Source organism: Haladaptatus sp. QDMS2 (assembly GCF_029338295.1).
Classification (GTDB): domain Archaea; phylum Halobacteriota; class Halobacteria; order Halobacteriales; family Halococcaceae; genus QDMS2.
Genome location: NZ_CP119791.1, coordinates 2,870,538 through 2,890,148 on the forward strand (window position 1 = coordinate 2,870,538; position 19,611 = coordinate 2,890,148).

Sequence of the window (19,611 nt, forward strand, 5' to 3'; positions counted from 1 at the left end):
TCCCTTCTCCCGACTATGACGATTGCCCTCGCGTTCGACGAACAGGACCTGCTGCCGGCCATCGCGCAGGACGACGAGACGGGCGAAGTGCTGATGCTCGCCTACGTCACCGAAGAAGCAGTCGAGCAGACCAAAGAGACGGGCCTCGCCCACTACTACTCGCGCTCTCGTGACGAACTCTGGAAGAAAGGAGGAACCAGTGGTCACGTCCAGCACGTCTCGGAAATTCGCGTCGATTGCGACGGCGACACCCTCCTCTACCTCGTCCAGCAGGAGGGCGGCGGCGCGTGCCACACGGGCTACCGGTCGTGTTTCTACCGGACGATAGACGGCGAGGTGGTCGACGAAAAAGCGTTCGACCCGGACGACGTGTACTGACTACTCCTCTTCTGCTTCGCTCGTGGCTTCCAGTTTTGCCTCCACGAGCGCCTCGTACATTCCGTCGACGAGTTCCTGGGCGCGGTGTTTGCCGTGGGCCTCGGCGTAGATGCGGATGAGCGGTTCGGTCCCACTCGGGCGGACGAGCACCCACGCGTCGCCGTGGTCGAGGCGGAAGCCGTCGATGGTCGAGAGTTCCGCGGACGCCTTCTCTGCGTGCTGTTCTGCGGCAAATAACATCGCGTCGTACTCGGCGTCGGTGTCGTAGTGAATCTTCGTCCGGATGTTCTCGTACCCCTCGAACTGCTTGACCACCTCGCTCGCCTGTCGGTCTGCGAGGAGTTCGAGGAACTTCGCGGCGGTGTAGGCCCCGTCGCGGGCGAGGCGGTAGTCGGGGAACAGTACCCCACCGTTGCCCTCCCCGGCGATTGGGACGTGGACGTCCCCGCGCTGGAGTTCCTCGATGCGGGTGATGATGTTCGTACTTCCCACAGGCGTGAGTTCGAGCGATGCGCCCACCTCGGCGGTCAAGTCGACGAGGCGCTGGGAGACGTTCACCGCGGAGACGGTGGCGTCCTCGGGTTTGAGTTCGGCCGCAGCAAGAGCGGCGAGCGTCGCGTCACCCTCGATGTAGCGCCCGTTCTCGTCGTAGAAGATGGCCCGGTCTGCGTCGCCGTCGTGGGCGATGCCGATGTCGGCGTCCGCCGCCCGGACGAGTCGCCCGAGGTCAGCGAGGTTCTCTGGAATCGGTTCGGGGTCTCGACCCGGGAAGTGGCCGTCCGGTTGGGCGTTGACCGTCACGACGTCGCAGCCGAGTTCGCGGAAGAAGTCGGGGCTGGTGAGCGACCCTGCGCCGTGGCCGGGGTCGAGGGCGACGGTCAGGTTCGCGTCGGCGATTTTCTCGCGGTCGACGGCTTCGAGGAGTTCTTCGACGTACGCTTTCCGTGCCCCCTCGACGATGCGGGTGTTTCCCGTCTCGTCCCACGGGATTTTGTCGAACTTCTCACCGAGGATGGTGCCTTCGACGCGTTCGAGCTGGTGTTTCGAGAGTTCGACGCCGTCGTCGCCGACGAGTTTGATGCCGTTGTACTCGGGCGGGTTGTGGCTCGCCGTAATCATGAGCGCAGGGATGCACTCGCGTTCTGCGTATGCCTGGAGGCCCGGCGTTGGGATGACGCCGATGCGGTCTACGTCTGCGCCCGTACTCGCGAGGCCGCTCGCGGCGGCGTCGGCCAGCATTCGCCCGGTGGTTCGTGTGTCGCGCCCGACCGCGACGCGGTCTGCGTTCCAGACCGTTCCAGCGGCCGCCGCGACGCGCAGGGCGAACGACGGCGTGAGTTCGATGTTCGCCACACCGCGGGTGCCACTCGACCCGAATACTTTCATTAACAGAAATGTAGCGCGGGTTGATTGAAAGCCTTCCGACGTTCTCCGGCGGGTGTGTGGCAGTCTCGGGCAGGATTGCTGGATTTGTTGAGTATGGGTTCCAGGTATGAGCAGTATGCTGGTATATATGTTTGGTCATTAATATTCAAAATTGGTTTAATAAAACTATCTAAATCCAAACCAAAAACAATCTATATAATTTGGTTAATTCAATCATCAACTGGCGTATTAAGTCCTAAACGCCCATCTTCGTGAATATCAACCAAAATGAACCCCCCAGTGACCTGTTCTCCGCTTGGCCCTCCTGGTCCGAGTCCAAGCCATGTACTTGCGTTTATTCCTATCTCTAATTGAACTACTATATGGAATGCACCTGTTTCGGAGATGAAGGTTGATTTACGCACTCGGCCGCCTGCTGCCACGTCAAATTCATCCGTTCGATCCCAAATTGATGGAGCTTCGGGTGGCTGGGTGTCATCTCTGAAGGGGGCATCATTGTCGTCTTCACTCGTTTTTGAGACAGTTACTGTGACTGTATGCGGTTGGTCGTGGTCGTTCGCAATGACCAGCGTTCCTGATTGGATTGGATCTTGGTCAAGGGTGCATCCGCTCAATGGCACAGTTATTGTGGTAATCGCTCCAAAAATAAACGCCCGTCTACGAAGTTGAACCCTGGCAATTTTATGTTCTATTCTGTCATACGTTTTATGGAATTGTCCATTGGGGGAAGTCATTAGTAAGCAAAGAGTTTCCTCAATGAGTTCCAATAAATCCACCGTAAAAAATTAGCTTCTTCCTTTTTAGTCGTCCGCGCTCACCGACTCATTCCTCCCACTCCCTAATGCCTCACCAACCGTACCCCTCGTCTGCTTCAAGATGCCCCGGAACGCCTTCCGGCGGGTGAAGAACAGAAGCGCGCCGATGACGATGTAGAGCACCGAGTAGGCGAGAAGGAGTTCGTAGCTCGAAATCGCGAGCGAGATGTACTCGCGGATGAGCAGGAACTCGATGACGACCTGCGAGACGAACAGCGTGAGCAGGACGACCGCTTCGCGGGCGGAGATTTCGAAGTTCACCAGAATCGAGATGGCGAAGAAGGACTGGGCTGCGGTGAGCCAGATTTCGCCGGATTGCTTCTGGTCGAACGGGAGCGCACCGTAGGTGCCAAGTGCGATGGAGTAGACCACCACGAGCGTCCCGATGAGGAGCGTCCACTGGTTGAGTTTCGAGGAGATGAGCGCGTTGAATCCGGCGGTCGAGCGCGCCTTGTTCACCAGGTAGGCGACGACGATGAGTTCCGGCGACTCGGAGGCCAGCGGCGCGACCCACTGAATCATGAAGAACGACGGAATGCCAACATTCTTGCCGAGTTCTTCGAGGCCATGTGCGAAGGGTTCGACGGCGGTGAAAATCATCAGTCCGGAGAAGGCGAACAGCGCGATGACGGTGGCAATCCGCTTGCCTTTTGGAAATCGCTGGAGGTAGGCGGGAACGCCCACGTTGTGTTCTTCGTGTTCGATGTCGCCCTTGAGAATGATGGCGATGTAGGCGACGTAGAGGCCGACGAGGAACAGCATGTCGAGGATGTCGATGCCGCCACCGAGTGGGACGAGGAACGCCCACAGCGTGGCGACGAGCAAGAAGACGATCTCGAGACCGATATCGCGGTCGAGTTTGACCACGTCTGCGAGGAAACCAGTCCGTCGCTCGACGGAGGAGTCTTTCGACGACCCGGAACGATAGAGGGTGAACAGCGTGATGCCGGCCCAGCCGATGCCGATGAGGATGCGGTTCGCGCCGGTCATGTTCGCGATGGCGAGGTTACCGGCTTCGACGCCGCGTTCTGTGCCGGCGAAGACCCCTGCGTTCCAGGCGTAGAGTGCGTCAACCGCATATTCGGGTGCAACGGCGAGCACCGCCAAAACAGCGATGGCGAACGCTCGCGGCACGTCCTTCTCTGCGGTCTCTGCCCCCCACGCGAGCAAGAACGACGCGCCGAGAACGGCGAGACCGCTCACGACGACCGTCGCGCCCGTCGAGAGCGACGGCACGAGGCCAAGCCACACGGCAATCCACGGCAGCGTCAGCACGACCGTTGCCGCGATTGCGCCGAGCGATTTTTGTCTCATCTGTCGATTCGCCCCTCCGTCAAGTGGCCCGTCGATACGCGGGCCGGTGATAGGTCGTCCATGTGTACGAACTGCTCGTTCACGTAGGCAAACGAGGGACGGATATTTAATTCACAAGCTATCGTCTCATGCGCGGAATTCTCGGGGTAGACGGCGTGAAGGGCACGAAAACGCGTTCGAGCGGGTCTGTGGGAATTCAACTCGCAGACCGGCTGAAGACGCCGAAATCGGCTCTTTCGGGGTTAGATAGCTCTCGCTCGCCACCGTGACGGTCAGTCGAGGAACTCGACGGTCGCGCTGGCGGCGTTCTTTTTGACGCTCTCGATGCCGCGCTCGACGCCCTGTTTGGTCTGGTAGCCTTCGCCGCTGTCTGCGATGATGTTGCCGTTCGAGGCGACGAGTCGCCAGCGCCACTGGTCTGCGTTGTCCTGGAACACTTCGAACGTTGCGCGCGTTGCCATATTTGACACCTCGCACGACCGGTACAAAGAACGCGTGGATTGTCCCGAAAGCTTATCACATCAGTGATTTGACCAGAACCATGTCCCTCCGCGAACGAATCGGTGCGCTGCAGGTTCCTGTCGCCTTGCTGGCGGTGATGAGTCTCGTGAGCATCCTCGGCGAGATGCACACGCTGGTGACCGGCCCCGACCAGGGGTTTCCCGGTGGCCTCGCATTACTCCTCGCCTACGCCATCGCGTGGGTGAGTTTCGTCGCTCTCGCGTTCATCTTCGCAGTTCCGACCACGCACCCATGGGCAATCCAGTTTTCGCGGCCCCAGCGATTGCTGTTTCTCACGTCGGGAATTGCGTCGATTGCGAGTCTCCTCCTTCCGTTCTCGATGTTCACCATCGCCCTCGCGCTCGGTCTCTCCGACCTCTCGCTCGTCGGGAACGCGTGGCTGCTCGCGATGGTCGTCGCTGTGGGAACGTTTGTTGGCGGCCTGTGTTGGCGGTTGGGGGAGGCAGTCTGGCGCGTCGCTCGCCCTGCCTGACCGCTGTCATTTTTGTCCGGCACGGGTCGCCTTTCTATCCCGCAACACTTTCACCTGCCCCGTTCCGTGTGTCAGCCATGCAAAGCCTCGAGGAAAAACGAGTGTTCGGCGAAAAGACGGGAAAGACCGTCGTCCTCGCGGCCACCGACGTTGGCGTCGCGGCCGTCTCGATTGCGGGAGCACAGGTCGGCCAGACTGAACTGCTCGTCCAGTGTGCGGCACGGGACGTCGCGGCGAACGACGAACAGGTCGCCGTCGCCACCGAAGAGGATGTGCTTGTCCACGACGGCGAGGAATTCGTGGAGACGGGTTTCGGCCCGGCGACGGCCGTCGAGTTCAACGACGGCGTCTTGCTCGCGGGCGGGCCAGCGGGTACCCTTGCTCGCTATGCCACCGACTGGTCTGCGATTACGAGCCTTTCAGGGCGGGTGAATGCCATCTCCGGCAACCTCGTGGCTACCGACGACGGCGTCTGTCAGGTCACCACCGCGGACTGCATCGAGGCGGGTCTCGAATCTGTCCGCGACGTGAGTACGGCGGGGACGCCCCACGCAGCCACCGCCGACGGACTCTACTACCTCGGCAACGGCTGGATGCAGGCACTGGAGGGCGACTTTACGATGGTCGCCACCGCCGAGGACGGCCGGGCACACGCCGCCACCGCGGACAAGTTCTACGCTGCCGACGAGGAGTGGGACGCAGTCTCACTCCCGACCTCCGGACAGGTGGCCGACGCCGCCTACGACGCGGCCACCTACGCGGCGACGGTAGACGGCACGTTCCTCGCGGATGCGGGCGAGAGCTGGCGGACTCACCCGCTTGGACTGCGTGACGTGCACGCACTCTGCGTGCTGTAGTGGGACCGAAAATGGGTTTACACCCTGCGTACACCGTTCTCATATGATTGTAAGTGGGTCCGCGTCGCAGGCGCTCGCGGCGGCACTCGCCGCCGAGACGGGCCACGACCTTGCGATGGCCGCGACCGAACACTTCCCGGACGGCGAACTGCTCGCGTCCGTCGGCGACTTCGACGACGACCACGCCATCGTCATCTCCTCGACCGTCTCGAGCGACGCGCACGTCGAACTCCTCCAGCTCCAAGACGCCGCCCGCGAGGCCGGCGCCGAGGAGATTACGACCGTCATTCCCTACATGGGCTACGGCCGCCAGGACCGGTCGTTCAAGCGGGGCGAACCCGTCTCCGCACGGGCGATGGCGCGGGCAATCTCCACCGGAACCGATGGGGTCGTGACGGTGAATCCTCACGAAGAACTGCTCTGTGACTTCTTCTCCGTCCCTTGCGCGTCGGTGGACGCCGCCCACCGCCTCGCGACGCCCCTTCCCGACGACCTCACCGACCCCCTCTTTCTCGCGCCCGACGAGGGAGCCATCGACCTAGCGGGAACCGTCCGCGACGCCTACGGCGCGGGCGACACCGACTTCTTCGTGAAAAAGCGTCTCTCGGGCAGCGAAGTGGAAATCACGCCGAGCGACGCTGAAGTCTCTGGGCGCGACGTGGTGCTCGTCGACGACATCATCGCCACCGGCTCGACGATGAGCGAGTCCATCCAGATTCTCCAGGGGCGTGAGCCAAACCGGGTGTTCGTCACCTGCATCCACCCGATGCTCGCGAGCAACGCCCAGACGAAACTCGCTCGTGCGGGCGTGGAAGCCATCTACGGCACCGACACAATCGAACGTGCGGTGAGCGCGGTGAGTGTGGCCCCGGCGATTGCCGAGGCACTTGAAAACTGAGTTTTTGGCGCTGTTGAAATCTTAGAAGTTTGCCAGCATTGGCTTGCTGAGCATCTCTCATGGTGATCATGTCAGTCGATTCAGGACAACGAATTACAGTCCGCTTTCGGATAGAAATATAATTCAGTTTACATTTATCTTCCACCGTGGCGTCGATAACGAAGAGGAGAGATGACCAGAACCGATACAGTCGACCGAAGAAGTGAGACTCAACAGCCCGGTGGTGTGTTGCGCCGTACCGTGTTGAAGGCCAGTGCCCTGACCATCGCAGCACTCGGGACGAGTGTCCCCGTTGCCGCCGATCCGATGAATCACGACGGCGAACCGGGAGATGACCGCAAGGTCGACAGCCCCGTGGGATTCTACGTCGAAGTCCTCGCCGGGCACTCGACATTCCTCGACGGGGTCGCCGCGAAGTTTCAGATGAAGTACGACGGTGAAGGCGGAACCGTCGTTTCCAATTTGTCACGGGACGCGTCGACGACTGTCGTCGCCAAAGTGACGTGGGACCCAGAAGGGACCTCCGGATGGCACACCCACCCTGGACCAGTAATCGTCAGCGTCGTTGAAGGCGAACTCGAACTCGTCAACGAACGGGACTGTATCGTTCGGTCCTACTCGGCGGGCGAGGCCTTCATCGACCCCGGGCAGGGAAACGTCCATATCGCGTCGAATCCGAGCCATAGCCACAGTGCCGTGGCATACGCGACGTTCCTCGGTGTGCCCGACGGCGCGCCGCCGACGGTGTTCGTTCCACCGGTGAACTGCGAATTCCCGCTCCATCGGACGGCAAAACTGGCCGAGGTAATCGACCCGAAAACATAGGCCTGTTGATAATTGTTATGATTCACCGGCACCTATTGGTGTACCCTATGACCTCCGACGAAGAGCAGGAACACGAACTCACGCCGGATCGGGCTTTCGCTGTACTCGGCCACGAGACGCGACTCGCCATCCTGTTCGAACTCTGGAAACAACGCCGTCCCGACGAACACGTTCCGCAGCACCCGATAGCGTTCTCAGAGTTGCGAAAGTCCCTCGGGATGCGGGACGGCTCGCAGTTCAACTACCACCTCAAGCCTCTTCTGGGCCGGTTCGTTCACCAATCAGCGGATGGGTACATCCTCCGACGGGAGGGTGAGCGCGTGGTCAGCGCGATCCTCGCTGGGGCATTCACCGACGAAGTCGTGTTCGAGACGGTCCCGAACGACAAGCCGTGCGAAATCTGTGGGGGACAGACCGTCTTCGAGTGCAACACCGACCTGACCCGTGGATACTTTGCGATCAGGTGCACCGAGTGCGAGGGAGCGTTCGGTGGCACTGGGTTCGATGGGGCATTGAGCCTGACCGATTCGCTCTCGCCGGTCGGCACCCGCAGCCGGGACCCAGAGGAGTTCTACCGGGCACTGGATGTCAGGGTGAAACACCAAATCATGTCCGCAGTGGAGGGGGTCTGTCCCGACTGCACCGGAACCACGAGCGCGACGCCCCATGTCTGTGAGGACCACCATGTCGAACCGGGCCGTCGCTGTGAGTCGTGTGACACCATCTTCGAGGTTCAGTACGTCATCGTGTGTGATGTCTGTCAACAGATGTTCGGTATTCCGAGCAACCGGTGTCTACTCACCGAACCGAGAGTGCTCGTGTTTCTCGACGATCATGGCTACGACCCCTGGTACGACTGGCTCCTGATCGAACTGGAATTGGTCCAACGCCAGACGGTTCGCTCCGAAGACCCGTTCGAATTGGAGATGGTCCTCGAGGCCGACGGGGACCGACTGGTGGCGACCCTCGACGAGAAGGGGGCTGTTTCAACCCTCAACCGGGTGCCTCGATAGGCGTGTAGAATGTCGTGAGGAGCCGCCCGCTTGATGCTATTCCCTGTCTGCCTTAGCCGGACGAGAGGTCCGGTGTGACCGACTTGCGCCTTCTATTCACCAGGGCCGCAACAACCTATACGTAGAACGAGATCTTCGACAGAAGAGGGGTTTTCTGTATTAGGCTGCCTTCTCGATTGCGAGCGTCATCGTGACGCCTTCGACGTCCCATTCCTTGCGGTGGCCATCTTCGACCGCACCGACGTCGGTGGCCCGAACCTCGGATGCGATGAGTTCCTCGTGCGCCGAGACGAGATCAGCCACGCGCTCGTCTGCGATGTCGTAGGCGAGGCGGATGGAGGCGTCTAAGTCGAGGTCCAGATCTTTGCGCATCTCCTGGACGCGGCGGATGACCTCGCGAGCGTAGCCCTCGCTCTCGATGTCCTCGGTGAGCGTGGTGTCCACGTAGACGGTGCCCTGTGCGCCACCTTCGAGCGAGAACGAGGCAGCACTCGTCCCCTCCGGCGTCTTCGTGACGAAAGTGACCATGTCCTCCTCCAGTTCGATGTCCTCGCCGAGTTGCTCGCTCACGGCGTCTTCGAGCGCGGAGAGCGACGGCGCTTCGATGCGGGCCTCGTTGAGCGCGTTCATGACTTTCCCGGCGTCACCGCCGAAGGCGGGGCCGAGCAGGCTCATGTCGGCTTCTGCGCTGTAGTAGAGTTCGCCCCACGAGTCCTCGGGGTCGATGACCTCGATGGTGCGGGCGTTGAGCCGGTCTGCGACGAGTGTGGCCTGCGACCGGACGGCCGCTGCCACCCGGTCATCTGTGGCGTCGACGACGATGCGCGTGACCGGCCAGCGGAGTTTGCGCTCTGCCTGTTGGCGGGCGTTCGACCCGGCTTCCTCGACGGCGCGGACGACCGTCATCTCCCACTCTAACTGCTCGTTGTGGAGTGCCCGGTCGTACTCAGGCCAGTCGCACATGTGGACCGTGTCGTAGCCTGCGTCACCGGTGAGGTTCTGGTAGATTTCCTCGGTGATGAACGGTGCGAACGGCGCGAGCAGCGCGACGACTTCCGAGAGGACGTGGTAGAACGTCGTGTACGCGGACGTCTTGGAGTCGGATTCGGCCTCCTCCCACATGCGCTCGCGGACGACCTGGATGTAGAATCGTGAGACGTCCTCAACGACGAAGTCGACGAGCGTCCCGACGGCGCGGTCGTAGCGGAAGTCGTCCATCGACGCGGTCATGGACTGCTTGACCGTCTGGAGTCGCGAGAGCAGCCAGCGGTCTTCCTGGTCGAGGGTCACGTCGTCTACGGTCTGGGCTTCGGGGTCGAAGCCGTCCATGCGCATGTACGGCAGCGGGAACCGGAAGACGTTCCAGAGGATGTTGAGGTGGCGCTGCATGGTCGCCATCTCGTCCCACGAGAAGCGCATGTCCTCACCCTGTGGGTTCACCGAGAGGAGAAACAGACGCATCGCGTCCGAACCGTGCTTGTCGATTGCCTCGTGGGGTTCGACGACGTTGCCAACTGATTTGGACATCTTGCGACCGTCCTTGTCGTTCGCGAAGCCGTGCATGAGAACCTCCTTGTACGGAATCTCGCCGAGTGCGGCGGTGCCCATGCCCAGTTGCGACCAGAACCACCCGCGCGTCTGGTCGTGGGCCTCGATGATGAGGTCTGCCGGCCAGAGTTCGTCGAATCGCTCTGTCTCCGATGGGTAGTCGAGCGTGCCCCACGAGGCGACCGAGGAGTCGAGCCACACGTCGAACACGTCGGGGACGCGGTGGGCGTCCGCGCCACACTCCGCACACGACATGGTGAGTGGGTCGACGGCCGGGCGGTGGAGGTCCACCTTGTTCGGGTCGACGTCCTCGTGGACGCGTGCGGCGAGTTCCTCGCGCGTGCCGACGACGTTCAGGTGGCCACAGGAGGCGTCGTCGCACATCCAGATTGGGATGGGGATGCCCCAGTAACGCTGCCGGGAGACGTTCCAGTCGCGGGCGTTCTCGACCCAGTCGCGGAAGCGGTTGTCGCGTGCCCAGTCTGGATGCCACTCGGAATTCTCGATGTTGTCGAGGAGTTCGTCTTTGATGTCGCTGACCGTGATGAACCACTGGTCGGTGGCGAGGAAGACGATGTCCGTGTCACAGCGCCAACAGTGGCCGTAGCGGTGGCGGTGTCGACCCGAGGCGAGGAGCAGGTCCTTCGCCTCTAGGTCGGCGATGACGTTCTCGTTCGCGTCGCGGACGAACTGGCCTTCGTACTTGCCACCCTGTTCGGTGAACGTTCCGTCACCGGCGACGGGGCAGAAGATGTCGAGACCGAGTTCTGTCCCGCGCTCGAAGTCCTCTTGCCCGTGGCCGGGTGCGGAGTGGACGAGGCCCGTGCGGTCTGCTTCGACGTAGTCCGCGGTGTAGACCTGTCCGGCACCCTCGAATGCGGCGTGGTCTGGCACTTCGTCTGCGAGCGGGTGGTCGTACTCCCAACCGACCATGTCCGCGCCCGTGACTTCTTCGAGGATTTCGAAGTCGTCGTAGCGCCCCTCTTTGAGCGCGCCTTCGACGCACGGTTCGGCGAGGTAGAGTACCTCGCTCTCACCGTCTTTCGTCGCCTTCACGGCCTGATAGGTCATGTCCTCGCCGACCGCGACGAACGTGTTCGCCGGGATGGTCCACGGGGTGGTCGTCCAGATGACGAGCGAGCCCTCGCGGTCGCGGAGCGGGAACTTCACGTAGATAGATGGCGACTCGATTTCGTCGTATTCGACCTCGGCATCGGCGATGGCCGTCTCACAGCGTGGACACTGGTTGATGGAGCGTTTGCCGAGTTCGACGAGGCCGCGCTCGTGGGCCTGCTTGAAGCCCCACCACGCGGCTTCCATGTATTCGGGGGAGACGGTTCGGTAGGGGTTTTCCCAGTCCATCCAGACGCCGAAGGACTTGAAGTCAGACTGGAGGCCCTCCAGGTTGTCGTCGGCGAACTGCTTGCACTCGTCGATGAAGTTCTCGATGCCGAACGCCTCGATGTCCTTCTTGTTCTCGAAGCCGAGTTTCTCCTCGACTTTCGTCTCGATGGGGAGGCCGTGCATGTCGTAGCCCGGACGGTCGGTGACGTTCCACCCCTGCATCCGCTTGTAGCGGATGGTCGCGTCTTTCAGCGTCTTGTTCCAGGTGGTGCCCATGTGGGCGGCCCCGGAGGTGTACGGGGGGCCGTCGACGAAGAAGAACGTCTCGGCCTCCTGTCGGTGTTGTTTCGTCTGCTCGTAGGCGTCGACGTCGTCCCAGTAGTCGAACACCCGCTCCTCTACGGCGTCGGGGTCGTACTGGTCGTCGACGTCAGCAAACCTGCTCATACAGTGGTGAACCCTCTCAGGGATTAAAGGAGAATCGGTTAGACTGTCGGTTCAATTGTCGCTCGTGCCGAGGGCGAACAGTGCGGGCAGCAACTTTCCGCGGCCGATGAGAACGATGCCGAAGTAGCCGAGGACGACGCCCATGAACGCGAACCAGAGGCCCATCGTCAGGTCGCCCGTGGCAATCGTTTCGAAGCCGGTGAGTTCGGCGGCCACACTCAGTGTGGTGAGTGCGCCAGCGCCCACGGCGTACACGAGCACCGCGAACAGCTCCGCGCCGAGGTCGACGAGTAGTTCTCTCATACTCCCACTCATTTGACCGCTCGTTATCTACTTTTCGTGATACTGTGTCACACTCGGTCGCAGAACATTTTAGCTATCCGCCGGGAAACGACGTGTCATGGGACGCTACGGAAACATCGACTACGCTGCGGTGACGAAACTGGGCTTTCTGTTGAGCCTCGGCCTGTTCGCAATCGGCGCGGGCGGTGAACTCATCGGGCACGCGCTGTACTCGTCGCTGCCCGCCTGGGAGGAAACGCTCTTTTTCGACCTCGAAGTGATCGGCGTCCTCGGGGCGCTGCTCGTGCCGCTGTTTTTCGGTATCATCCTCCCTTTGACGGAGTGACTCTGCCACCGCGACTATCAGAAATCACAAATATTCCAGATACATTGATATTCTCTTGTGTTGTTATTCAGCTGGGGAAATGAAGACTGAGATGGGGATTGGGGGACTTACTGAACAGAGCGCAGCACAGGCGAAGCACGCGAACAGACACCGAGAGCGCACGCTGGAACTCGTCGAATTTCTCGGCGGGCGGGCCGGCGACGCGCTGTGCTGGGTCGCGTACTACGATGCCACCGTCTACGAGTTACTCTATACGCGGACCGACCTCGAAGGGTCCGTAGACGACGGCGATGTGACCGGTATCATCTCTCACTTACGATTCGAAGCACCGCTTTCAGAGGAATCTATCTTCCCGTACGAGTCGCTGCGGGCGACCGTCCGGCTCTTCGACGACGCAGTCGTGATACACATGCCACAGGGTTGTGCCTGTGGCGTCGTCGTCTCGCTCGACCAGAGCGCGGCACGAAACCTCAAATCGTTCATCACCGACTGCGAAGTCTACCTGTAGCCCGCTTCGTTAAGCCGTCACCGCCGCAACACTGCGGATATGGTGCCGTTTCCTGACCCGACGACGCGCAATGAACTCGTTGCCGACTGTCGCCGCTGTCCGGCCCTGGTCGAGGCACGCGAGTGCATCGCCTGGGGGAACGGGCCGCTCGACGCGACGCTCGTCGTTATCGGCGAAGCGCCCGCTGCGGGCGACTCGACCGCGGACACGTGGAAGGGTGGAAACTGGACGGGCATGGCCTACACGTCTCGCCACTCTGGGCGAACGGTTCGCCGGCTCATGGCAGACCTCGGGTACGGACCCGAAGACTGCTACTACACAAACGCGGCCAAGTGCTACCCGAAAGACGGGGAGTCGAACCGCGCACCTCGAGACACCGAGCTTGCGAACTGTCGCTCGCATCTCGTAGACGAACTCTCGGCCATCCGTCCGCACGCCGTCCTCACGACCGGGAAACACGCGACGCGGTCCGTCCTCGCGATGGAATCCATCGCACTCGACGGCTTCCTCGACGCGGTCCTCACACCCATCGACTGTCCAACCCTGGAAGTCACCCTTCTGCCGCTGTTACATCCGTCCTACCAGGCGGTCTGGCTCTCGCGACTCGATTTCACCTACGAGTCGTATCTGGAGGCGATTCGGACGCAGTTAGACGGGTTCGAAGCCTAACTCGTCGGCCACGTATTTTATATGAAATTCTTCCTATATGACAAGTGGGCCGATGTACAAGGACAATGCGAAGGAGTTGGTGTCGTTTCTCGAGCAAAGAGTAGGCGGGTCGCTCCGGGCCGTTGCCTTCTACTCGTCTGACACGATTGAACTGTTACACCTCCGCGACGACCTCGACCGCGAGCGAATCCGACGGTCTGTGGAACCCGGACTCGAAATCCTCCGACAAGAGTCTCAGCTCGAGGGCATCGGTGCCCTCCCCTTCGAGGACCTGAACGCAACTGTGCACTTGTTCGGCCAAGGTGTCCTCCTTCACTTCCCACAGGGGGTGGATCACGGCACTGTCGTGACCCTCGATAGCGGGGTGGCGCGTCAACTCAACGGATTCGTCAAAGAGTGCGCGGCGTATCTGAAATAGTCATGCGCCAGCGCCTGCTGTCGATTATCTGTCGGGCATGACTATTCCACCCTTTTTGTTTTCATCGTCCACGAGAATTGTCAAAAGGGGCTATGTCATTTCGACACGCGAAAGATCTCGTGCCGTTTCTGAAACGGAAGGCGAGAGAAAGTCTTCGAGGGGTCGTGTACTACGATGCGGAGGGGTCGCAGTTTCTGTATTTCAGAGACGACGTCGACAGAACCAAACTCGAACAGAGATACCCACACGCGATGCGTCGGTTGCGCGAGGAGTCGACCGAATCGGAGGTTTACAACTATCCGTTTTCGAATCTCCACGCCACAATTCGACTGTTCGAAGAGGCGACGCTCGTCCACCTCATCCAGGGTGAACAGACGGGGACCGTGTTCTCGCTCGAACCCGAGAGCACGCAGGTAGTCCGTGGCTTCGTCCACGAGTGTCTCGACCGCCTCAAACACACCAACTTTTCTTTCGGCCCTGCGTCTCGTCGACAATGTCCGTCGACCGCGACGCGCTGGCCAGACTCCGTGACCAGTCCGTCACGCACACCCGCCGGTTCATCGTTGAGCGCCGCCACACGACGAATGTCTTCGGCGAGCAGGACGACCCAGCCGGGAAACCCGCCGCCGCCGACGCTTCCCCCGAGGAAGCAGTGCGCGTCCTGGGGTCGCCGTTCGTCGTCTCCTTCGCCGAGTTCACCGGCCGCGAATCGCTCCGAGGCCACCTCCCCGAGGGGACCGGGACGGTCGGCGAGTACGTCGGTCTCGACCACCGCAGCGCCGCACCGCTCGGGGCGACCGTCACCGTCGAAACCCTACTTACCGGCGTGGAGGGGCCGAAACTCTCCCTCGAAGCCACCGTCTCGCACGACGGACGACTCGTCGGTGAGGTGGCTCTCGTGTTTCGCGTCGTCGACCGGGCGCGCTTTCGCGCCGCCCTCTGATTTTATGCAGTGTGGCAACACACCTCTCAGTATGTACGACGACGAGACACTCGGCGCGGTTCGCGCTCAGCTCGAACGGGTCGCAGCGTACGACTTCTACGGAGCGAAGTTCGACAAAGCGGGCATCGACCCCGCGGCGATAGACTCGTGGGAGGATTTTCGCGACGTTCCGTTCACGACCGCCGACGAACTCGAAGCCGACTTCGAGGCGAATCCACCGGAGGGCTCCTGCTACCCCGGCGAGTCGATGATTTGCTTCACCCCGATGGGCGACGACCTCAAGCCGGTCTTCGACACGCAACCGGATTTAGAACACATGGCGGCGGTGAACGCGACCGTCTTCGAACGCGCCAGCATCAGGCGCGGTGACCGGGTGCTCAACACGTTCGGCTACCACCTATTCGGGACAGGCCTGCTCATCCATCGCGGCTTAGAACAACTCGGCGCGGAGGTCATCCCGCTCGGCCCCGGCGATTCCGAGCAGGCGGCGAGCGTCATCGACGAATTCGACGTCGACGCCCTCATCGGGAATCCAAGCTACGCGCTGAAAATCGGTGCTGCGGGCGGGCACGTGAACCGCTTTGTCGGCGCGGGCGAACCGTTCACCTCGATTCCCGGCCTCCGCGAGGAAGTGAAGGAAGCACTCGGCTGTGAGACGGCGTGTGACTACTTCGGGTCGCGTCAGATTCTCCCGGTCGCCGCCGAGACCACCGCCGAGGACGGCCTGTACGTCACCACCGACTACGCGCTCGTCGAGGTCGTAGACCCGGACACGGGCGAAGTGGTCGGCCCCGGAAACCGCGGCGAACTCGTCGTCACGCACGTCAAAAAGGAGGGTGCACCGCTCGTCCGCTACCGCACCGGCGACCTCGCGGACGTGGGCGTGCGCGACGGCCGCGTCGTCCTGCCGAACGGCGTGATTGGGCGAACCGACGGCCGCCTGAAAGTGAAAGGCGTGAAGCTCTATCCCGAGGCTGTCGGCCTCGTCCTCGCTGGATTCGACGGTCTCACGGGCAACTACCGACTCACCGTCTCCCGGCCCGACGCGACCGACCACCTCGCCATCGTCTGCGAGGGGGAGGCAGACCGCGAGGAACTGCGGGACGCCCTCGCAGAGCGTCTGCTCATCAAACCGAACGAGGTCGAACTCGTCGCAGAACTCGAAGACGGTCCCTCGGTCGTGGACGAACGCTACTGAGCGACCGTCCACACCGCGAACCGTGCGACCCAGCCGCTACCCGTTCATCGTCAGACCGCCCGACACAGAGAGCACCTGTCCGGTGACGAATCCCGCGTCGTCAGAGGCGAAGTAGGCCACCGCCGCGGCCACGTCTTCGGGTTCGGTCATTCGCCCGAGGGGAATCTGTTTGGCCATGCTGCCGAGAATCTTTTCTGCGAGTTCTGACTCCTCGCGCATCGCTCGCGTCAGGGGCGTGTCCGCGGGACCCGGCGCGACGACGTTGCAGGTAATCCCGTCACGGGCGAGTTCCCGGGCGAGCGTCTTCGTGAACCCGATGACGCCGCCTTTTGCCCCCGAGTAGACGGCCTCGCCGGAACTGCCGACCCGGCCTGCGTCCGAGGCGATGTTGACGATGCGCCCACCCTCGTCGCGGTCGGTCATAATTTCCGCTGCCGCTCGCGAGCAGTAGAGTTGCCCCTTCAGGTTGATGTCGATGATGCGGTCCCAGACGCCGGGGTCCTGTTTGAGGAACCACTCCATGCGGTCCCACCCGGCGTTGTTCACGAGCACGTCGAGGCGACCTGTCTCCTCGACCGTCGCCGCCATCGCGGCCCGCACGTCTTCTAAGTCGGTCACATCTGCAACGGCGGCGAACGCCTCGTCGCCACCTTCCCGAATCGCCGCGACTGTCTCTGCGGCCCGGTCTGCGTCGATGTCGTTTACCGCCACGGTCGCCCCTTCCTCGGCGAGTCGCGTTGCGATAGCCGCGCCGATACCCCCGCCGCTGCCGGTGACGAACGCCGTCTTTCCTGCGAGTCCGCGCATGGCCGAATCGACTCCCGCAGAGGAGTTATACTATTGGGGTGTGTTTCCACGGAACATGTCCTACGAGCGAATCGTCCACGAGACCCTCGCGGCAGACGACCGAATCGCCGCCGTCCGCCTCGACAACCCGGACCGACACAACGTCTTGGACGAGCGGATGGTGCTCGAACTCTACGACGCCTTCGACCGGGCCGACCAGGATGCCGCTGTGCAGGGCATCCTCCTGACTTCGACGAGCGACACGTTTTGCGCCGGGGCTGATTTGGGCGAACTCAACGGCCTCACGTTCGAGGAAGGCGCGCGCTGGCTCACCACCTACTTCGAGGCAATCGACATGCTTCGGGACACGGGCAAACCCGCCGTCGCCGCCATCGAGGGCACCTGCGTCGCCGGCGGCAACGAACTCGTGATGGGGTGTGACCTCATCGTCGCCGGTGAGTCTGCCCGCTTTGGCCAGCCAGAGGTCGGCGTCGGCTCGACTGCCGCGGGGGGTGGGGTCCAACTGCTCCCGCTCATCGTCGGCGAGAAGCGCGCCCGGGAGATGCTTCTGACTGGCTCCCTGCTCTCTGCAGTCGAAGCAGAACGTATCGGCCTCATCAATCGGACGGTCGAGGACGGAACCGCCGAGGACGCGGCCGTCGAACTGCTCCAGACCATCGTGGACACGAAGAGTCCACAGGCCTACCGTACCATCAAGACCATCCTCAAGCCGTGGACGAACTTCGGCCTGCTCGCAGAGGAGATGGCCCGCGACATGACCGCGAACGTCTGGGCCTCAGCAGAGTTCACAGAGCGCGCCGACGCCTTCCTGAAGCGCGAGGAACTGAAACCCCGCGAGTTCACCGGCACCCAACCCCGGACGCGAGACTGACTGCGACGCAAACACTCTTCTCACTGCTCTGTGGAGGATTACTGTTGATGACAGCTCTGACTTCGGTTTTCGAAACCTTAGCCACCCGGGAAGCGCGTGACTCGTCTCCACTCTACGAATCACTCGCACATTCTGTCGCCGCCGACCCCAAACTCCTCGCCCTCGCCGGACACTCACCTGCCGACCAACCAGCACCGAACCTGCTGTTCGCCGCCGTCCAGTATCTCTTGTTCAACCGGCCCGACCACCCGCTCGCGGCGTACTTTTCGAGCATCGTCGACGACCCAGCATCGCCCGCCGAGGAAGCTGACCAACTGTTCAGAGAATTCTGCCTGGAGAATCGAGCGACACTCGTCGCCCTCCTCGGGTCACGCCGGGTGCAGACGAACGTTCTCGGCCGCAGTTCGATTCTCCTCCCCGTGTTCGAACACGTCTCCCACCGAACCGACCAAACCCCGCTCGGCCTCGTCGAAATCGGCTGTAGCGCCGGCCTGAACCTGCTCTGGGACCGCTACGGCTACGAGTACGGCGGGCAGTGGCGAGTGGGCGACCCAGCCGCTCCGCTCCAGTTGTCCTGCGACGTCCGAAACGACGGCGTCCCACCACTCCCAGAATCGCTTCCTGCGGTCGGGTCGCGTCTCGGTATCAACCTCAACACGCTCTCGGTGGAGAACGAAGCGGACGTCAAGTGGCTCCGTGCGCTCATCTGGCCGGAACATGAGTCCCGTCGCGAACGAATCGAGGCCGCCGTCTCTGTGGCTCGCGAGTCACCACCGGAACTCGTCGAAGGCGACGCGCTCGCCGACCTGAAAACGCTCTGCAACCGCGTCCCAGAAGACGAACACCTCTGCATATACAACACGCACGTCCTCTACCAGTTCACCGAAGAACAGCAAGCTGACTTCGCGGCCCTCGTCGCCGACATCGGCCAGTCACGAGACCTGTTCTGGGCGAACTGGGAGTGGCACGGCGAGACGCCCGAAGTCCGGTACGTTGCGTACGAAAATGGCGAGAAATCGGCTGGCACGCTCGCGGCCTACGAGGCGCACGGTCGGTGGATCGACTGGCACGAATAGGCTGACGACGCTGGGCCTATACGCTTTTCACGGTACGTCGAGTCGGCCGAGACGATGGACTTCGAGACCTGTGAGGCACGCTACGAACAGGAGGAGTACTACTGGGGAACCGAGCCGAACGACCTGGCTCGCAAAACTGCGTCCCTCGTTTCGACAGCGAACACGACGCCCACGGTCATCGACATCGGAGCAGGCGAAGGCCGTGACGTGGTGTACTTCGCAAAACAGGGCTTCGACGCCTACGCTACAGACGTCTCCCCGAACGGCCTCGAAAAGGCGCGTCAACTGGCTGCCGCCCACGGTGTGGCTATCGAGACGCTCGAAGCCGACGCGAACGAACTGGCACTCCCAGAACCCGTCGACGTGGTCTATTCGTGTGGCGCGATTCAGTACATCCAGCCAGAAAATCGCGACGCACAGTTCCAGCACTTCCAGGAGATGACGAATCCCGGTGGCATCCACACGATGTTCGCGTTCGTAGACCACCCAGCCGTTCCGACGGCTCCCGACTGGACCGAGAACGAATATTTCTACGAACAGGGTGAATTGGAATCGTACTACTCGTCGTGGAACGTTCTCGAACGCGACACCCTCATCTTCGAGAACGAATCGGGCGGTGAATCCCACCAACACGCCGCAGAAATCGTCATCGCGAAGAACCCGACGGCGTAACG

The 19,611-nt window shown here is 61.9% G+C and carries 22 protein-coding genes; 15 read left to right on the forward strand and 7 right to left on the reverse strand.

Features of this window, described 5'->3' with window-relative positions:
* Positions 1 to 15: 15 nt before the first annotated feature.
* On the forward strand, positions 16 to 378 hold the full coding sequence (gene hisI / locus P1M51_RS15605) for a phosphoribosyl-AMP cyclohydrolase (protein ID WP_276246092.1): 363 nt from the start codon (positions 16 to 18) through the stop codon (positions 376 to 378).
* Here hisI and glmM read toward each other — a convergent pair whose 3' ends face one another.
* The 4 genes from glmM to P1M51_RS15625 all read right to left on the reverse strand — a co-directional run bounded on the left by glmM (position 379) and on the right by P1M51_RS15625 (position 4,354).
* Positions 379 to 1,764, reverse strand: a complete 1,386-nt coding sequence (glmM, locus tag P1M51_RS15610) for a phosphoglucosamine mutase (protein ID WP_276246093.1) — start codon at positions 1,762 to 1,764, stop codon at positions 379 to 381.
* 209 nt (positions 1,765 to 1,973) lie between these two features.
* Positions 1,974 to 2,531 (reverse strand): hypothetical protein, encoded by a 558-nt coding sequence (locus tag P1M51_RS15615; RefSeq protein ID WP_276246094.1) that lies wholly within the window; start codon positions 2,529 to 2,531, stop codon positions 1,974 to 1,976.
* A gap of 33 nt (positions 2,532 to 2,564) precedes the next feature.
* Positions 2,565 to 3,893 carry a sodium:calcium antiporter gene (locus P1M51_RS15620; RefSeq protein ID WP_276246095.1) on the reverse strand — a complete coding sequence of 443 codons (1,329 nt, stop codon included), beginning with the start codon at positions 3,891 to 3,893 and terminating at the stop codon, positions 2,565 to 2,567.
* 272 nt (positions 3,894 to 4,165) lie between these two features.
* A complete protein-coding gene (locus P1M51_RS15625) occupies positions 4,166 to 4,354 on the reverse strand; it encodes an HVO_2922 family protein (protein ID WP_276246096.1) in 189 nt (62 codons plus the stop codon).
* Positions 4,355 to 4,434: 80 nt separating this feature from the next.
* Here P1M51_RS15625 and P1M51_RS15630 point away from each other — a divergent pair, with 80 nt between their 5' ends.
* The 5 genes from P1M51_RS15630 (at position 4,435) to P1M51_RS15650 (ending at position 8,480) form a co-directional block, all read left to right on the forward strand.
* On the forward strand, positions 4,435 to 4,887 hold the full coding sequence (locus tag P1M51_RS15630; RefSeq protein WP_276246097.1) for a hypothetical protein: 453 nt from the start codon (positions 4,435 to 4,437) through the stop codon (positions 4,885 to 4,887).
* A gap of 77 nt (positions 4,888 to 4,964) precedes the next feature.
* Entirely contained in the window at positions 4,965 to 5,744 is a 780-nt protein-coding gene (locus P1M51_RS15635) for a hypothetical protein (RefSeq protein ID WP_276274684.1), read from the forward strand.
* Between the two features lie 43 nt (positions 5,745 to 5,787).
* Entirely contained in the window at positions 5,788 to 6,642 is an 855-nt protein-coding gene (locus P1M51_RS15640; RefSeq protein ID WP_276274685.1) for a ribose-phosphate diphosphokinase, read from the forward strand.
* Positions 6,643 to 6,867: 225 nt separating this feature from the next.
* The gene (locus P1M51_RS15645; protein ID WP_276246100.1) at positions 6,868 to 7,467 is read left to right on the forward strand and encodes a cupin domain-containing protein; all 600 of its coding nucleotides are present in this window, start codon (positions 6,868 to 6,870) and stop codon (positions 7,465 to 7,467) included.
* 47 nt (positions 7,468 to 7,514) lie between these two features.
* A complete protein-coding gene (locus tag P1M51_RS15650; protein ID WP_276274686.1) occupies positions 7,515 to 8,480 on the forward strand; it encodes a hypothetical protein in 966 nt (321 codons plus the stop codon).
* Between the two features lie 159 nt (positions 8,481 to 8,639).
* On the opposite strand, the gene ileS is transcribed toward P1M51_RS15650, so the two are convergent.
* Positions 8,640 to 11,819: an isoleucine--tRNA ligase gene (gene ileS / locus P1M51_RS15655; RefSeq protein WP_276274687.1), complete on the reverse strand. Its 3,180-nt coding sequence runs from the start codon at positions 11,817 to 11,819 to the stop codon at positions 8,640 to 8,642.
* A gap of 51 nt (positions 11,820 to 11,870) precedes the next feature.
* Entirely contained in the window at positions 11,871 to 12,122 is a 252-nt protein-coding gene (locus P1M51_RS15660; RefSeq protein WP_276246103.1) for a hypothetical protein, read from the reverse strand.
* 97 nt (positions 12,123 to 12,219) lie between these two features.
* Between P1M51_RS15660 and P1M51_RS15665 the strand changes: the two genes are divergently transcribed.
* The 6 genes from P1M51_RS15665 to P1M51_RS15690 all read left to right on the forward strand — a co-directional run bounded on the left by P1M51_RS15665 (position 12,220) and on the right by P1M51_RS15690 (position 16,183).
* Complete coding sequence (locus P1M51_RS15665) at positions 12,220 to 12,447, forward strand: hypothetical protein (RefSeq protein ID WP_276246104.1); 228 nt, start codon at positions 12,220 to 12,222, stop codon at positions 12,445 to 12,447.
* A gap of 79 nt (positions 12,448 to 12,526) precedes the next feature.
* Positions 12,527 to 12,955: a hypothetical protein gene (locus tag P1M51_RS15670; RefSeq protein ID WP_276246105.1), complete on the forward strand. Its 429-nt coding sequence runs from the start codon at positions 12,527 to 12,529 to the stop codon at positions 12,953 to 12,955.
* Between the two features lie 39 nt (positions 12,956 to 12,994).
* The gene (locus P1M51_RS15675; protein WP_276246106.1) at positions 12,995 to 13,624 is read left to right on the forward strand and encodes a uracil-DNA glycosylase family protein; all 630 of its coding nucleotides are present in this window, start codon (positions 12,995 to 12,997) and stop codon (positions 13,622 to 13,624) included.
* 37 nt (positions 13,625 to 13,661) lie between these two features.
* Entirely contained in the window at positions 13,662 to 14,042 is a 381-nt protein-coding gene (locus P1M51_RS15680) for a hypothetical protein (protein WP_276274688.1), read from the forward strand.
* Positions 14,043 to 14,535: 493 nt separating this feature from the next.
* A complete protein-coding gene (locus tag P1M51_RS15685; protein ID WP_276246108.1) occupies positions 14,536 to 14,985 on the forward strand; it encodes a thioesterase family protein in 450 nt (149 codons plus the stop codon).
* Between the two features lie 31 nt (positions 14,986 to 15,016).
* On the forward strand, positions 15,017 to 16,183 hold the full coding sequence (locus P1M51_RS15690; RefSeq protein ID WP_276274689.1) for a phenylacetate--CoA ligase family protein: 1,167 nt from the start codon (positions 15,017 to 15,019) through the stop codon (positions 16,181 to 16,183).
* A 36-nt stretch (positions 16,184 to 16,219) separates the two neighbouring features.
* Here P1M51_RS15690 and P1M51_RS15695 read toward each other — a convergent pair whose 3' ends face one another.
* Entirely contained in the window at positions 16,220 to 16,990 is a 771-nt protein-coding gene (locus P1M51_RS15695; RefSeq protein ID WP_276246110.1) for an SDR family NAD(P)-dependent oxidoreductase, read from the reverse strand.
* Positions 16,991 to 17,045: 55 nt separating this feature from the next.
* Here P1M51_RS15695 and P1M51_RS15700 point away from each other — a divergent pair, with 55 nt between their 5' ends.
* Genes P1M51_RS15700 through P1M51_RS15710 form a run of 3 tightly spaced genes read left to right on the forward strand, consistent with a single transcriptional unit; the run spans position 17,046 to position 19,609 of the window.
* A complete protein-coding gene (locus P1M51_RS15700) occupies positions 17,046 to 17,861 on the forward strand; it encodes an enoyl-CoA hydratase/isomerase family protein (protein ID WP_276274690.1) in 816 nt (271 codons plus the stop codon).
* A 47-nt stretch (positions 17,862 to 17,908) separates the two neighbouring features.
* The gene (locus P1M51_RS15705; RefSeq protein WP_276274691.1) at positions 17,909 to 18,937 is read left to right on the forward strand and encodes a DUF2332 domain-containing protein; all 1,029 of its coding nucleotides are present in this window, start codon (positions 17,909 to 17,911) and stop codon (positions 18,935 to 18,937) included.
* A 54-nt stretch (positions 18,938 to 18,991) separates the two neighbouring features.
* A complete protein-coding gene (locus P1M51_RS15710; protein ID WP_276246113.1) occupies positions 18,992 to 19,609 on the forward strand; it encodes a cyclopropane-fatty-acyl-phospholipid synthase family protein in 618 nt (205 codons plus the stop codon).
* Positions 19,610 to 19,611: the final 2 nt, after the last annotated feature.

Excerpts from the sequence above, each read along its gene's own strand:
- hisI (WP_276246092.1), top strand. The coding sequence starts at position 16 with ATGACGATTGCCCTCGCGTTCGACGAACAGGACCTGCTGCCGGCCATC.
- glmM (WP_276246093.1), bottom strand. The coding sequence starts at position 1,764 with ATGAAAGTATTCGGGTCGAGTGGCACCCGCGGTGTGGCGAACATCGAA.
- P1M51_RS15620 (WP_276246095.1), bottom strand. The coding sequence starts at position 3,893 with ATGAGACAAAAATCGCTCGGCGCAATCGCGGCAACGGTCGTGCTGACG.
- P1M51_RS15625 (WP_276246096.1), bottom strand. The coding sequence starts at position 4,354 with ATGGCAACGCGCGCAACGTTCGAAGTGTTCCAGGACAACGCAGACCAG.
- P1M51_RS15630 (WP_276246097.1), top strand. The coding sequence starts at position 4,435 with ATGTCCCTCCGCGAACGAATCGGTGCGCTGCAGGTTCCTGTCGCCTTG.
- P1M51_RS15635 (WP_276274684.1), top strand. The coding sequence starts at position 4,965 with ATGCAAAGCCTCGAGGAAAAACGAGTGTTCGGCGAAAAGACGGGAAAG.
- P1M51_RS15640 (WP_276274685.1), top strand. The coding sequence starts at position 5,788 with ATGATTGTAAGTGGGTCCGCGTCGCAGGCGCTCGCGGCGGCACTCGCC.
- P1M51_RS15650 (WP_276274686.1), top strand. The coding sequence starts at position 7,515 with ATGACCTCCGACGAAGAGCAGGAACACGAACTCACGCCGGATCGGGCT.
- ileS (WP_276274687.1), bottom strand. The coding sequence starts at position 11,819 with ATGAGCAGGTTTGCTGACGTCGACGACCAGTACGACCCCGACGCCGTA.
- P1M51_RS15660 (WP_276246103.1), bottom strand. The coding sequence starts at position 12,122 with ATGAGAGAACTACTCGTCGACCTCGGCGCGGAGCTGTTCGCGGTGCTC.
- P1M51_RS15665 (WP_276246104.1), top strand. The coding sequence starts at position 12,220 with ATGGGACGCTACGGAAACATCGACTACGCTGCGGTGACGAAACTGGGC.
- P1M51_RS15670 (WP_276246105.1), top strand. The coding sequence starts at position 12,527 with ATGAAGACTGAGATGGGGATTGGGGGACTTACTGAACAGAGCGCAGCA.
- P1M51_RS15675 (WP_276246106.1), top strand. The coding sequence starts at position 12,995 with ATGGTGCCGTTTCCTGACCCGACGACGCGCAATGAACTCGTTGCCGAC.
- P1M51_RS15680 (WP_276274688.1), top strand. The coding sequence starts at position 13,662 with ATGACAAGTGGGCCGATGTACAAGGACAATGCGAAGGAGTTGGTGTCG.
- P1M51_RS15685 (WP_276246108.1), top strand. The coding sequence starts at position 14,536 with ATGTCCGTCGACCGCGACGCGCTGGCCAGACTCCGTGACCAGTCCGTC.
- P1M51_RS15690 (WP_276274689.1), top strand. The coding sequence starts at position 15,017 with ATGTACGACGACGAGACACTCGGCGCGGTTCGCGCTCAGCTCGAACGG.
- P1M51_RS15695 (WP_276246110.1), bottom strand. The coding sequence starts at position 16,990 with ATGCGCGGACTCGCAGGAAAGACGGCGTTCGTCACCGGCAGCGGCGGG.
- P1M51_RS15700 (WP_276274690.1), top strand. The coding sequence starts at position 17,046 with ATGTCCTACGAGCGAATCGTCCACGAGACCCTCGCGGCAGACGACCGA.
- P1M51_RS15705 (WP_276274691.1), top strand. The coding sequence starts at position 17,909 with ATGACAGCTCTGACTTCGGTTTTCGAAACCTTAGCCACCCGGGAAGCG.
- P1M51_RS15710 (WP_276246113.1), top strand. The coding sequence starts at position 18,992 with ATGGACTTCGAGACCTGTGAGGCACGCTACGAACAGGAGGAGTACTAC.